The organism is Spiroplasma endosymbiont of Glossina fuscipes fuscipes (assembly GCF_049669535.1).
Taxonomy (GTDB): Bacteria; Bacillota_I; Bacilli_A; order Mycoplasmatales; family Mycoplasmataceae; genus Spiroplasma.
In genome coordinates, this window is record NZ_CP187162.1 from 845629 (window position 1) to 860260 (window position 14632).

15 protein-coding genes are annotated in these 14632 nt (G+C 29.7%); 4 read left to right on the plus strand and 11 right to left on the minus strand.

What is annotated here, in order from left to right:
- Positions 1-7 precede the first annotated feature (7 nt).
- The 8 genes from ACOBWH_RS05000 to ACOBWH_RS05035 form a co-directional block, all read right to left on the minus strand.
- On the minus strand, positions 8-595 hold the full coding sequence (locus tag ACOBWH_RS05000) for a hypothetical protein (RefSeq protein ID WP_070406810.1): 588 nt from the start codon (positions 593-595) through the stop codon (positions 8-10).
- A 132-nt stretch (positions 596-727) separates the two neighbouring features.
- Positions 728-850: a hypothetical protein gene (locus ACOBWH_RS05005; RefSeq protein ID WP_424525765.1), complete on the minus strand. Its 123-nt coding sequence runs from the start codon at positions 848-850 to the stop codon at positions 728-730.
- A 43-nt stretch (positions 851-893) separates the two neighbouring features.
- On the minus strand, positions 894-2288 hold the full coding sequence (locus tag ACOBWH_RS05010) for a hypothetical protein (protein ID WP_424525767.1): 1395 nt from the start codon (positions 2286-2288) through the stop codon (positions 894-896).
- 129 nt (positions 2289-2417) lie between these two features.
- Positions 2418-2837, minus strand: a complete 420-nt coding sequence (gene ruvX, locus ACOBWH_RS05015) for a Holliday junction resolvase RuvX (RefSeq protein WP_424525769.1) — start codon at positions 2835-2837, stop codon at positions 2418-2420.
- Complete coding sequence (alaS, locus tag ACOBWH_RS05020) at positions 2830-5580, minus strand: alanine--tRNA ligase (RefSeq protein ID WP_424525771.1); 2751 nt, start codon at positions 5578-5580, stop codon at positions 2830-2832. The genes ruvX and alaS overlap by 8 nt, the downstream gene beginning before the upstream one ends.
- 91 nt (positions 5581-5671) lie before the next feature.
- On the minus strand, positions 5672-6910 hold the full coding sequence (gene scm1 / locus ACOBWH_RS05025; RefSeq protein ID WP_424525773.1) for a motility-associated protein Scm1: 1239 nt from the start codon (positions 6908-6910) through the stop codon (positions 5672-5674).
- A gap of 77 nt (positions 6911-6987) precedes the next feature.
- Positions 6988-9237, minus strand: a complete 2250-nt coding sequence (locus ACOBWH_RS05030; protein WP_424525775.1) for a RelA/SpoT family protein — start codon at positions 9235-9237, stop codon at positions 6988-6990.
- 122 nt (positions 9238-9359) lie between these two features.
- Positions 9360-9440: an IS3 family transposase gene (locus ACOBWH_RS05035; protein ID WP_424527397.1), complete on the minus strand. Its 81-nt coding sequence runs from the start codon at positions 9438-9440 to the stop codon at positions 9360-9362.
- Between the two features lie 155 nt (positions 9441-9595).
- Between ACOBWH_RS05035 and ACOBWH_RS05040 the strand changes: the two genes are divergently transcribed.
- The 4 genes from ACOBWH_RS05040 to ACOBWH_RS05055 all read left to right on the plus strand — a co-directional run bounded on the left by ACOBWH_RS05040 (position 9596) and on the right by ACOBWH_RS05055 (position 10523).
- The gene (locus ACOBWH_RS05040) at positions 9596-9748 is read left to right on the plus strand and encodes a hypothetical protein (RefSeq protein WP_424525777.1); all 153 of its coding nucleotides are present in this window, start codon (positions 9596-9598) and stop codon (positions 9746-9748) included.
- A gap of 119 nt (positions 9749-9867) precedes the next feature.
- Positions 9868-10023, plus strand: a complete 156-nt coding sequence (locus tag ACOBWH_RS05045) for an IS3 family transposase (RefSeq protein WP_424527413.1) — start codon at positions 9868-9870, stop codon at positions 10021-10023.
- A complete protein-coding gene (locus ACOBWH_RS05050; protein WP_424525779.1) occupies positions 10017-10220 on the plus strand; it encodes a DDE-type integrase/transposase/recombinase in 204 nt (67 codons plus the stop codon). Before ACOBWH_RS05045 ends, ACOBWH_RS05050 begins: the two co-directional genes overlap by 7 nt.
- 63 nt (positions 10221-10283) lie before the next feature.
- Positions 10284-10523, plus strand: a complete 240-nt coding sequence (locus ACOBWH_RS05055; RefSeq protein WP_424525781.1) for an IS3 family transposase — start codon at positions 10284-10286, stop codon at positions 10521-10523.
- On the opposite strand, the gene ACOBWH_RS05060 is transcribed toward ACOBWH_RS05055, so the two are convergent.
- From ACOBWH_RS05060 to ACOBWH_RS05070, 3 genes are all read right to left on the minus strand, one after another.
- A complete protein-coding gene (locus ACOBWH_RS05060; protein WP_424525783.1) occupies positions 10485-10700 on the minus strand; it encodes a transposase in 216 nt (71 codons plus the stop codon). The genes ACOBWH_RS05055 and ACOBWH_RS05060 overlap by 39 nt on opposite strands.
- Positions 10701-10927: 227 nt before the next feature.
- Positions 10928-11440, minus strand: a complete 513-nt coding sequence (locus ACOBWH_RS05065; protein WP_424525785.1) for an adenine phosphoribosyltransferase — start codon at positions 11438-11440, stop codon at positions 10928-10930.
- Between the two features lie 30 nt (positions 11441-11470).
- Positions 11471-14617 (minus strand): protein translocase SecDF, variant type, encoded by a 3147-nt coding sequence (locus ACOBWH_RS05070; RefSeq protein WP_424525787.1) that lies wholly within the window; start codon positions 14615-14617, stop codon positions 11471-11473.
- Positions 14618-14632: the final 15 nt, after the last annotated feature.

Consider the following 14632-nt stretch of genomic DNA (forward strand, 5'->3'; position numbering starts at 1 on the left):
ATCACCTTTATTTGAGACCTTTTTTATAAATTAACCGCTGTCATTTTGTTATTTTCGGAACAACCCCTTGCTTAATTGGTTTTTCAATTTGCACCGGATGATATATCTCATATTCATTAGCTAACGCTTGTCCAATTTCGCGCATTAAAATTGTGCCATAATTATCTTCTTCATAGGAAGGTGTCATTTTGTTATCTTTTGCAAAAAATGATTTTGGAAGTGAATCTTTTGCTTCAATCTCACTATTAAGTATTTTTTTATTTATCTTTGGTAGTTTAACTGGCTTTGCTAATGTTGCTAAATATTCTTCTCGTTTTTTTAGTTCGACTAGCCGTGATTGTTGCAAATCACGCAAAATTAATTCTTGTTGACGATGCAACTGTTGCGCTTGAACTTTTTGATTAATTTTTAACACTTGTAACAATTGTTGTTGCATTTTAGCATCAGTTTCTTGTGCTCAGAGCTCTTTTTCTTGCGCTCATTGAAGAACAACATCTGGTCGTTTTTGCGGATCAATCCCACTTGACGTGACAACTTCATCAAAATATTTTCGAATTAAATCTGCTGTTGGTAATGTTGTTTGTTTTGCTCCCATTATTATTCCCTCACTATTTTTTGATGCTCCTCGCCAGTTTTATCTTCTACTGGGTCAACTAAAAAACCATTAACAACTTTTTTTCCTTCTGCAAGATATTTATTAATTAAAATCTGTGGTAATGGTTTTGGTTTAACTTTTCGATAACGCAGTTTTTTTGATAGCGTACTTCCTTGTTAAATCAATTAATCGTGCTTTCTCATTAGCATCTTTTTTTATTTTCATATTGTCTAATGAAAGTTGTTCTTTCGTCATTGTTATGACATCTAGTTTTTTCATTCTTTTTTCTTCGTAATTATTACCAAATTTTAGTTTTTTTTAAATTAGGTCGTTTTTTAGAATCAACTGTTGAAATATATTTTTCTTGCGGTGACATTGCAGGAAGAACTGTTGTCTTACTTGGTGTACTTTCTTTTGCTGCGCCATTTAATTGTGTTAAGTTATTACTACTTGGCGCTGAAAATGAGGTATTTGCTGGATTTGACATTACGTTAGTAGTTGCAAATTTTGATAAAACTTTTGGTTTTGGTTTCTGAATTGCTTTAACAAACAATTGTCTAATTTGATTAGTAATTGCTGTGTCTAAATAAAGATCTGTTTTAAAAATTGGTTTTCGTTGTGGCTCATCAGTGATGAAATTTCGAATATATTTACCCCCAATTTGTTTTTTTGTTTTTCCTAAACTACGAGATAAACTTTCTTGCACCATTTGATTACGTTTTTTAATAACATTTTCTGGATTAATCACAACTTTTTCTTCATTATCATCCTTCGACAAAGTAATTTCTTTCATATATTGTTTTCATTCTGACGGATGTGAATCACGACGAGACAATAATTCTAGATGTTCATCATGATTCGTCGCATCACGTCGTGCTAATAATTCAATTTGATTTTGATTTAAACCTCAACTCTTTGCATGTTCTTTAACTTGGTTATTAAAAGTTTTTAATATTTCACCAGTATCTTCATCATGATGTTCAGAAATGTTTTTTTCTCGTTCACTATGATAGCGACCGTATTGTTCATTCCGTTGTCGAATTAAACGTTGTTGATTTGGATTTAATTTTCTAATTAAATCTTCAACTTCTTTTGGTGTTGATTTTCCGGTTATATTTTCAACCGCCAAATTATCATCTTCTGTTTCAAAAGTAAGATTGACTGTTGAAATTAATCCTACTTCTTTTTCTTTTTGATCAACTGCCAATGCATTAATATTATTATTTAAAAAACTTTCTCGTGGTTCTTTTAATTCTGATTCAATTGCTTCTTGTGATTCTTGGTATCCTCTTACCACTCGGGCTGGAAATAAATCTTCTGAACGATATAGTTTTCGTTTTGTTAAAAGATCTAATTGTCTGGGATTTAATCCCATATTACTTTTTTTACTTGCTGTTGCTTTTATTTTTTCTATTGGTCTTGATGCTTTTTTAGTTGTTGTTTTTTTAAAGTTAACATTTTCTCCCAGAACTGCTTTGATAAATTTTTCGTATTCTTTTTCATAACGATTATCTCAATCAACCGTACTAGTTGCATTTAATGTTTCATATTCTGTCATTAACTTTAAATACGGTTCTGATTTTTTTCAAGCTTTTGTTAAAGCTTTAATAACAGTTGTTTCATTAACCTTCATTTTTAAACTGTTGTTAACTTCTTGTAGTTGTTTTGTTTCATTTAGTTTCTTCTTAGCCATCATCTTTACCTCAATTTTATTTATAACCATAAGTAAAATGCTTTCCATAAAATTATATCATTTTTTTCTTGCTTTTTCTATCGATACTTGTATGATAATTAATTAAAAAAATAAAAGAGAAGTTCTCTTTTATTTTTGTTGAAGAAATGTTTCTAAAATTAATTGTGCTGCTAAACTATCTTTTTTACTTTTTCGCTTTTGCCGCGATAAATTAGCTTCTAACATAATTTGATGTGCTTGTCGTGTTGTTAAACGTTCATCAATTAAGTGAATCTCAATAATAACACTTAACATTGGTTTTAATAAAGCAATGAATTCATCCGCCATGATTGCTCGTGGTCCAATTGTATTATTCATATTTTTAGGATAACCAATTACAATATCAGTAATCTTTTCATTTGCAATTAAGGTTGCTAAATATTGTGCTGCATTTAAAAAATCATGATCAGAAAATTGATAAACACCATAACTTGTTGCGATCACGCCATGACTTGTGGCAAGTCCTAATGTTTTTGTCCCTAAGTCAATTCCTAAATAATATTTAGCCATGTTGTTGTAAAAACAGCAGTGGGTCGGCCAGCAATTCTGCAATAATAGTTTTATTTTTGAAACCACTTTGTGCCACGCTGTTGTTCCCTCCCCCCTTGCCATCAAGTAATGAATTTAGTTGTTGAATAATACGTCCCGCTTGGTAACGATCATGTAAAGTATCACTAACACCAACCACTAATTTTTGTTGGGTCGAATCAGTAATATCAACAAAAAAAATTAAAATATTAGAATACCGTGCTTTATAATCATCAATTAATACTTTCAAAGCATTAACATCAACTTTTGTTGGAAATTGATAAGTCAAAACTTGAATGCCATTTTTTTCTTGCAATGGTAAAGCATGATATTGCTTCACAAAATCTTGCACAATAACATTATCATATTGTTTTTGTCAATGTTTAAAACTCTCTTTAAATTGATTTACTAATTGTTTTAATAATTTTCAGTTTTCTTTTGAAACAGTTAAATTACTAATTTGGTTTCAAATTTGCTCTAACTCTTGATTAGTTAAAACTGCTTTTCCTTGATTGTATTTTTCAAAATAATTAATTGCCTCTGTTTTTTCTTTTAGAAATTGTTCATTTAAATAACTAGCAATTGTTCTATTTGATGTAATGGCATGAATTCGAAAGGTTCCAACCCCTTTTGATTCAATTCCAGTTACTAATAAATCTTCGACATCTTGTGAATTAGCAACATGCGTTCCTCCACAAAGCTCGCATGAATAAGTTCCAAATTTAATAATTCGTACTTCTTCATCATATTTTTCAGTAAAGAAAGCTAACGCTTGATGTACTTCTAGTGCTGTTTGCATATCAGTATAAATTATTTCACAAGGAATTGCCGCACGAATAGCTTTTCTTACTGACACTTCAACAGCCATAATTTCTTCAGGAATAATTGGTTGATTATGGGTAATATCAATTCGCAATCGTTCATCATCATTATAAGAACCAGTTTGCATAACATGGGTTTCTAATACTTCTCGTAATGCCGCATGAATTAGATGCGTTCCAGAATGGTTTTTACGCGTATAAAATCGACGATCACTATCAATTGAAGCATTTACTAAATCACCACTTTTTAAAGTTCCTTCCACTCTTACAAAATGCAAGTGTTGTTTATTTGGTCCTTGTTGCACATCTAAGACATAAGCAGTGTTATTATCTTTTAAGATTAAACCACGGTCGGTTGCTTGCCCACCCTTTTCTGCATAAAAAGGTGTTTCTGCTAAAATAAGATATCCCGTTGTATTTGTTAATTCAGAAACTGGCTGATCATTTGCGAACATAAAAACAATTTCTGTATTATTAACTTGTTCATGTTTATAACCAACAAATTTACTAACAACATCTAACTGCGTAAAAAGTTCACTTTGTAAATGAATTGCTTTAATATCTTTACGATTGGTTCGTGAAATTTCTTTTGCATTTGCCAATAATTCTTCAAAACCAGTTCGGTCAACTTTTATTCCTGCCTCGTGAGCTTCTTCAACAATTAATTCAATTGGAAAACCGTAACTTTCAAATAAGCGAAAGGCATGTTCTTTTGAAATTATTCCATACTTTGTTTTAACTTCGTTAAATAATTTGTTCCCTTGTTCTAATGTTTTTAAAAATTTATTTTCTTCATCTAAAACAGCTTGTTCAATAATTGGTTGTTTCTCAATTAAATAAGTATAATATTCACTCATAATGGTAATTACTGTTTGTACTAATTGGTATAAAAATGGTTGTTCTAATTCTAATTTTTTTCCATATAGACTAGCACGACGAATTAACCGACGAATAACATAACCACGATCCTTGTTACCCGGAAAAGCACCATCCGCAATTGCAAATGTTACTGCTCGTAAATGATCAGCAATTACTTTAAACGCTGTATTAATTTTAATTTGATGCGCATCACTAGTAAACAATGCGGTTTGATCATAATGATATTTCCCCTGCACTAATTTTTCAACTGCTTTAATAATGGGCATAAATAAATCTGTTTCAAAATTAGTTGGTGTTTCTTGAATAATAGAAGTAATTCGTTCTAATCCAGCCCCCGTATCAATGTTTTTTCGCGGTAAATCGATATAAGTTCCATCCCCATTATTATTGTATTGAGAAAAAACAATATTTCAAACTTCTAAATAACGATCATTTTCTAGGTCTTCTTGTAATAACCTTATCCCAACATGTTCAGGGTCATATTTTTCACCGCGATCATAAAAAATTTCGGTATTTGGTCCACATGGCCCTTCTCCAATTTCTCAAAAATTAGTATCTTTATCCCCCTTAATAATTCGTTCAGGACTTAACCCTATAACATTGTGTCAAACGTCATATGCTTCTTGGTCATCTTTATAAACAGTAACATATAATTTGTCAGGACTAAATCCAATTCATTTTTTATCAGTTAAAAATTCTCAAGCATAAACAATTGCTTCCTTTTTAAAATAATCACCAATTGAAAAGTTACCTAACATTTCAAATAACGTATGATGACGGGCCGTATGTCCTACATTCTCAATATCATTTGTCCGAATTGATTTTTGTGAATTTGTTAACCGTGGTGCTGGCGGTGTTTTTCGACCATCAAAATATGGTTTTAATGTTGCCACCCCGGAATTAATTCATAATAATGATGGATCATCAACGGGAATTAATGATACTGATGGCAATTCGTAATGATCTTTACTCCGAAAAAAATCTAACCACATTTTTCGAATCGCATTTGCTGTAAGTTTTGTCATCCTAACTTTCCCTTCTTTTTAATAATTAATAGAATTATAGCATACGAAAAGAAAAAAACTTCTTTATTTCAAAGAAGTTAAAGACCAATTCTTATTTTCGATAACCACGAACTAGTAAATAAAATGAAACTAATAGAATGTTAATAAAGAAGAAAAGCATAATAACTGGTACCACTGCTGGATATTGAAAATATTGTGTAAACTCAGTTCACATTAAAATTTGTCAAATTAAACCAATCACTAATCATGTCAACATTTGTATAAACATTAGTAAATTATAAGAAAATCCTTGCAAACGAGCTAAACAAAAGAGCATAAAATAAAGCGGAATAAAACTAATAATCATTAACACAATCGCAATTCCTAAAATAACTCAATTGGCTGTCACATAATGAGTTGTTGAAGTAAAGGCCGGAAAAATCATAACAACAAGAAAACCAATCATTAATAAAATCATCCCAATATTGCTTCCTAATCGTTTACGTAATTCACGACGAGAAGAAATATTAATATATCCTAATCATTGGACAAAACTTGCTCCAAGACCACCACGATGGCTTGATGACGATGGTAATAATAATTCAATTGCAATCCGAATTGCTAAACCAACCGTTAAGATTGCAACCACAATTGAGGCAATGAAAATAATGAAAACCGCCCCAACTTGTAAAACTCCAGGCGCTTGTGCTAAAAAGGTACTTAAACCAGTTTGATTAATACTTAATCCTAACACGGAAAAAACATTTGGTTGATACTGAACATTATTAGTTCATGTTACTAAACCACCGCTTGTTAAATTATATCAATCTTTTTCTTGTCCATTAACAAAATTTGAATTATCAGCAATTGCAACTAAAAATAATCCTAGGAATAAAGTAACATATAATGTAATCCCTCCTCCTATTGTTAAAATTTTTCCAACTAACAAGCGAGCATTCCATTTTCAATGCGCAGCAGTTGCATTTGTTAGTAAAACAACAACAAAAATTGCTGTCCCAACAGCAAACACACTTAAAATAGGAACAAAAATATATAAATCAATTACTCAAAATTTAAAAAGACCAAAACCATCCAAACTAAAAATTGCTTGAAATGATCCATATGATAATAAAAAATTTAAAATATTATAAGCACTATCACCTTTTAAACTTTCTAAAGGATTGGGTGTCAAACCATTAACACTTAATGATTTAATAATTTCTTCTTTTAACGCACCTACCTGTTGGTTTAAAGTTGGAACAACTGCTCCGGCCATAATAATTACAATTCCTGCTAAAAATCATATGCTACTAAATTTTAGCCAAGACTTTATTGTCATAACTTCCTCCATTTTCTATTTTCTTAGGTATCTTTATTATACCAAGAAAACTAATAACCGTATATAGTGTTTGTGTTCCAAAGTTGTTGTTACATCATAACTCGTTCCACAATTTTAATATCGGGAATTGCTAACAACGACAAACGAATTTGTTGAAATCGATCAGCATTACTAATTTTAATAATTGTCTTAATGGTAATATTCATTAAATCACTAGAAATATTAGCTGTCATCATTTGAACTGAAGCATTTAAATGACTTAACACTTTTGTGACATCAACTAACAAAGCGGGACGATCAATTGCTTCAATCCGAATTGCACAATCATACTGTTTATTTTTACAAACCGCTTCATTTCAACTAACTTCCACTTGTCGTTCTTGTTTTTCACTGCTTTGTAAATTACGACAAGTTTTTAAATGTACTTTAATTCCTTCTGCTTTTGAAACATACCCTGTAATTTCTTCATATGGCAATGGCAAACAACATTGTGAAATCACAACCTTAATACTTGAAATTCCTTGCACAATAATATCATCTTTTAACTGGGCTTTTTTATATTGTTTGTCTTGTAGTTTTTTTAGAATTTTTTCATTCTGACTTGTTGCTTGATCTAAATAAATTAAATTAATTGCTTCTTCCAACGTGTATTCATCGTTAGCAACATCTAATAAAAAATCTTCAATATTATTATAGTTAATCGCATGCAATCGTTCTAGTTGCGTTTCTGAATCAACTAATTTTCATTTTAAATCTTTTTTAGCAATGTACTCTTCAATTTGTCCTTTTGTTTGTTTAATTTTTTCTAGGTTAATTGATTTTGTATCATTGGTTGCTTCTGCTAATTCTTTTTTTAAATATTTTTTAATTTTTTGTAATGCTGATGATGTTTTAGCAACCACTAGCCAAGAATGATTTGGCTTTTGAGTCGCCGCTGTTTTAATATCAACAACATCTCCTGATTTTAAAACTGTTGAAATTGGAGAAAATAAACCATTGATTTTAGCCCCAATTGTTTTCTCTCCAATTTCAGAGTGAATTTTATAGGCAAAATCAAGCACCGTTGAACCAAATGGCAACGTAACTACTTTCCCGTTTGGCGTTAAAACATAAATTAACGAAGAAAAAATGTCATTTTGAATAATCTCTTCCATTAATTGATCAGGTTTATAAACTTCTTGTTGAATTTCATCTCGTTCTTGCACGGAAATATTTTCTAAATCCAAAATTCGTTTAAAAATATCTAAGCGATCATCAATATCTTTTTGTTTTTTAGCAATATCATAATTTTCGCCTTCTTTATAACGTCAATGAGCAGCAACTCCTTGTTCTGCTAACTCATCCATTTCTTCAGTTCGAATTTGCACTTCAAAAATAACACCATCATCAGCTGCAATTGTTGTATGTAATGATTGATATAAATTATGTTTTGGAGTTGCAATATAATCTTTAAAACGATTATTTAACGGAGTATAATGCTGGTGGACAAATCCTAATACTTTATAACATTCATCAACACTATTTGTAATAATGCGAACTGCTAAAATATCATGAATATCATCAAAGTTTTTTCCAAATTGATTCATTTTACGATAAATTGAATAAATTGATTTGCTCCGACCATATACTTTGACTGACATTTTTTTTTCAGTAATTAAGATTTGTTTTAATTCTTCAATTTTTTGATTAATAGTATTTTCGCGTGCTTTATTACTTGATTCTAGCAACGAAACAATTTTATTATATTGAACCGGATTAATAATTTTAAAACTAATATCTTCAATTTCCTGTTTAACAGCCTTCATTCCTAACCGATGGGCAATTGCTGAATAAATTTCTAAACTTTCACGGGCAATAATTTGCTGACGTTCTGGTTTTAAATAACCAATTGTTTTTAAATTATGTAACCGATCTGCTAACTTAATAATAATAACACGAATATCTTTTGCCATTGATAAATATAATTTACGTAAATATTGTGCCTTAATTTGTGTTCGGTTTTCTTTCGCAAAATAACTAACTTTTGTTACTCCTTCAACTAAATTAGCAATTTCAATTCCAAACCGTTCTTGTAACTCTTCAAATGTAGCTGGGGTATCTTCTAACACATCATGCAATAATCCTGCAATTAATGTTTTTGGTCCCATTCGTCATTGTGCCAAAAAAAAGGTTGTTCATAATGGATGATTAATATATGGTATTCCACTATTACGAACTTGGCCTTGATGTTTTTCTTCTGCATATTCATATGCTTTCTGAATTTCTTTTAATGTTGTCGCATCTTTGATGTACAACTTAATTTGGGCTAAGACCTCTTCGTATTTAATATCCCGATCCACTATAAACAACCCCTTTTCTTTATACTAATTATAATTATATACCGATTAAGCTGAATATTCAATCAGGGTTTTAATTGGCTTAGAATAAAGTTTTGGAATGGCAAGGGTTTTTTGGACAAATTTTATATAGAGTAAAGATTTTTATATTGGATTGGTGATAAATAATTTAATTTGCTATGAATACGAGTATTATTATATTGGATGAGTTAAGATAAATTGGACAACAATAATGTAGAGTAAAAGATTATAATTAAGTTACAATTTTAAACAACAAATTGTTGGTCTTTATAAATCAGGCAAAACATCTGGTCAATTATCTAATGACTATCAAATTGGTAAATCCACTGTTTGAAAATGAGTGCATGAATTTAACAATTCAGGATCATTTAAAGCTAAAGACAATCGCTCTGTTGAAGAAAATGAACTTATTCAGTTGCGAAAAGAAAACAAACAATTACGAATGGAAAATGATATTTTAAAGCAAGCAGCACTGATAATCGGCAAAAAATAGTAATTATAAAAAATAACAAAGAAAAGTATAAAATTACTAATTTATGTAAAACACTAAAAGTTGCTAGATCAACATTTTATTATCAATTAAAATCAAATAAACTTAGTCAAGCCCAACATATTGATAATACTATTATCAGTATTTTCTTAAAAAGTAGAAAAAACTATGGTACAAGAAAAATTAAAGTTATGTTAGCACAACAAAATATTATATTGTCACGAATAAAAATTAGTCAAATAATGCAAAAATATAATTTAATTATAATAATTTGTTAAATCAATATTTTGATAATTATAAATTACATGAAGTTGTTGTCAGTGATTTAACTTATGTTTGAATTAATAATCAATGATATTATGTATGTTTATTGATTGATTTGTTTAATCGTGAAATTATTAGCTATGATGTTAGTTCTCATAAAGATGCAAAATTAGTTGAGAGTACTTTTAACAAACTTAATTTTTCTTTATAAAATATTAAAATATTTCATACTGACCAAGGAAGTGAATTTAACAATAGTACTATTTATAAACTTTTGACTAAGAACAATGTACAAAAATCTTATAGTAAACCTGGATATCCTTATGACAATGCAGTAGCTGAATCTACTTATAAAATTTTAAAAACTGAATTAGTCAAAAATAAAAAATTTAAAAGTATTGAAGAATTTAAATTAGAATTATTTGATTATGTTAATTGATATAATAATACTCGTATTCATAGCAAATTAAATTATTTATCACCAATCCAATATAAAAATCTTTACTCTATATAAAATTTGTCCAAAAACCCTTGTCATTCCAGATCCTGAATTGTTAAATTCATGCACTCATTTTCAAACAGTGGATTTACCAATTTGATAGTCATTAGATAATTGACCAGATGTTTTGCCTGATTTATAAAGACCAACAATTTGTTGTTTAAATTCATCGGTATAATGATTCTTTGCCATATAATTACACCTCCATTGTAACTTAATTATAATCTTTTACTCTACATTATTGTTGTCCAATTTATCTTAACCCATCCAATATAAAATTTAATACATACTTAGGAATATTTTTATTTTCTATATCATTAAAATTAGTTTTTACCATCTTTTTTACCTCCTACTTGACTTTTGTAGAATATTAGAAAAACGCCTATATTATAGACGTTTTTCTAATATTAGGAGGTACCCTAATTTTTTATTCTATCTTTAATTGGATATCCACCTAAATCTTTTTTACCATTTAAATATGTTAAATCAACAACAAAGGCTAATCCAACAATTGTTGCCTGTTTATTTTGAACAAGTTGACAAATTGCTTGTGCTGTTCCTCCTGTTGCTAAAACATCATCAACAATTAATACGCGGTCATTTTGTTTTAAATCTTCAACATGCATTTCTAACTGATTAGTCGCATACTCATAACTATACTTAGCGCTAACAACTTGGCGCGGTAATTTCCCCAGTTTTCGAACCGGAACAAAACGCAAGTTTGCAGCATAACTAACTGTTGGTCCAAATAAGAACCCACGTGCTTCTGGAGCAATAATCACCGTTGCTTGTTGTGTAATTGCATAAGCTGCCAATTGATCAACAACCATTTTAAAAACAGGAGGATTATTTAAAATTGGTGTAATGTCCCGAAAAATAACCCCTGGTTTTGGATAATTAGGAATGTCAACAATAAAGTTTTTTAGTTCCATTTTTTCAAAATCCCTTTCTTGGTTAATATTTTAATCATTAATACCAATCACGGTTTGTTCATCAATTTCAACACGTTGTGAATCTAAATAATTTTTAACACGGATTTTATTTAAAGCCCGATATTTTTCTAAGGCTACTCAAATTGGAATTCCAACAAATAATGTTGCAAACATTCCAGCAATTAAACCAATTAAAATCACAATATTAAAGCCAAACCATGTTCCTGAAAAAGCAGCTAAAGTAATTAATAAAACTGCAAACATAATTCCTAGTGTCAAACAATGTTGTAGTATTTGTTTAATCGTAATATTAGCAACTTTTTGCAAAAAGTTATGTTCATAATTATAAACTCTAAAGTCTTTACGAACTTCACGAATTACTTTATTATTTTTACTTTTAATATCTTTTGCCGCTAATTGTGTTCGTTTTAATTGATCATGATATTGTTTTTTAATTTCTCGTAAGGTTAATTCAGGATGTTTGATTGCTAATTTCTTTAATTCTTCTTGATAATAAGCTTTATGTGCCCGACGTAAACGTTTAATTTGTGAACGGTGCTCTGACATATAGGTGAAAAATGTTTCATATTCACGAATATTAATCGCTTTTTTATTTTGTTTTGCCCGAACCATTACCATTGTTGCAAAGGCAATTGCAAAACCAAAAATTGCTAAGAATGCGATTGACATTTCAAAAGTAATTAATACTTGAGTAATAATTGCAATTCCAATAGTTGTGACTAAAGCAAATAAACTAGCTAAAACCATTCCTACAAATTGCGCTCAGTCTAAACGGAATAAAGTATAAACAAAGATACATACTAATCCAACACCAATACTAATTGCGGCATTTTTTAGAATATAGCCTTCCATAACCGGATCAGTCTGTTGCAATGCTAATGAAGGGTCATCAGGGGTTGCATTATAAAATGATGCAATGGCTGTTAACAATTCTCGTTCAAAAGTCCCCTTTGTAATATTGGTACTAACAACTAAAATTCGGTTATTAATGCCACTTTCTTGTTTTTTAAGAATATAAATATTGTAACTAAAGTTATAACGCGCTGTTTTGCGAATACTTTCTAATTGCGTTGATAACTTTGCAATTGCTGTTTCATCGTTATCAGTTCCTCATAAATCTTGATTAATCGTAAAATTAATTCCTGGTTTAATTGAATTAGCAACATTTGCTTTTCCAGCAAAAGCAATTGCTAACGCAACAATTAATAAAATAATTCCAACAACTGGTGTTCATTTTGTAATATTATAAAATGTTCACTTTCCTACTTTATATTGCTTTCCTTTTTTTGGTATTACAGTTGCAACATTATCATTCGCTGTTATGACAGGTTCACTTGTTTCTGGCATTTGCAATTGAGCACTAGCAGCTAATGCGTCTGGTGCTGTTGTTAGTGTAACTCTTTTTTTCATAAATAATTTTCATAATGAAAAGCGTGAAACATCTAATCAAGGGTGTTTTTCTTGTCAACGTAATTTAATAACAATTCAGTACATTAAACGCGCAACAGCAAATACCATTACAATGGAAATAATTAATCCAACTAGTAAAATTGTGGCAAATGAATTAATATTATTTGTTCCTAATCAAAACAATGATAATCCTAAAATAATTAAAACTACTAATGCATCAATAAAGACGGCAATTGTTTGTTTATTAGCAATTTTCATTGCCGGTTCAAATGGAATTTGATTTTCGTACCGCTCACGTTTATACCGTGAAAAGAATAACAAGTTTCCTTCAAGTGCTAAACCAAATGCAATCATTAATGCCGCAATACTTTCTGGCGAAATTTGAACTTTCAATAACGAAGAAAAATATAATGTTGCAATTATTGTAAACAATAACGTTAAAATTGCAATAAAACCAAATAAACGATAATAAACTAATAAAACAACGAAGATTGCTAATACTAATACTCCTAAAATGATTAAAGAAATTTTAAAAACACTAGCTGAAACAACAGGTGGAATTTCACGATAACCACGAATAACAAACTCTAAACCACTTAAGCCCCCATTAATTAAATTACTAATTTGACGAGATTCAGTTTCAGTTGAAGTTGTAATTTGATTTGAATTTTCAGCAGCTCCTGTCCCAAGTTTAATTGAATTTCAATTAATGATATGTTCTTTGTATAAATCTGTTAATGCAGTATTATATTCAATAATTGTTTGTAAATATGGTCGTAACGGATCAATAAACTGATTTGTTGTTGCTGTTTTATCATTTGGGTCAATTAATAACCTGTCGAGTGGTACAGAAGTAAAACGAAAACGGGCATCTTCCATTCAAGTTTGAACTTGCGAAATTGGATAACTTAAAGCTAAATCTAGTAAATTACCAGTGCGAATTTGTGAAGTTCCAGCATCATAATATTCAACATTAAAAATTTGATAAATATTACTTCAATCACTCGCCGAAACTTTACTACGAATTTCAGCATTAAAAACAGTTGCAATTGCTGGAATATTTTCAGTATTATGACGTAAATCATCAATAAATTGACCAATATCAGTTCAAATATACAATGGTTGTGCTTGGCCCCCACCTTCTGATGGTTTTAAACTATTAATAATACTATCTCATTTTGCTTGATCTTTAATTTTTAAAGTAATAATTGGGCGACGATTTTGATCAACCCCTGTTGTTGAACCTGAAATAACATCACTTAATGGTGTTCGTTCTTTTGTTCCATTGTTATCACCAACTAGTAAGTCTTTTCCTTTACTATCTGTTAAGTAAATTGCTCCTAAGCGTTGAATTACTTTGCTCAAAGCATTATAAGATTTAAACATATCTTTTCCAACAACAACTTCAACAGCGCTGCGACCTAATGTTTGTAAATATAAATTTTGATTTGATAATGGATCTAATTTATTACGTAATAAATCCAATCCTTTTTTACTATCACCATTTGGTGTATCTGGTGAAAAATTAGGATCATTTTTATTTAAAACATTAACCTGAACTTGATATCCACCTGAATAAGCAATTCCAGTTTTATATGAATAACGAAAACTATCAGCTGAAAAATAAGTACCAACAATCATTGCAACAATTAAAACAATCAAAGTTCCAATGCGAATAATTAATTTGCTAATTGCCTTTTTATTTTTTGGTTCTTTAATTGTTGTAATTTGTTCGTTTTTCTTCACGTTCTACACCACTGT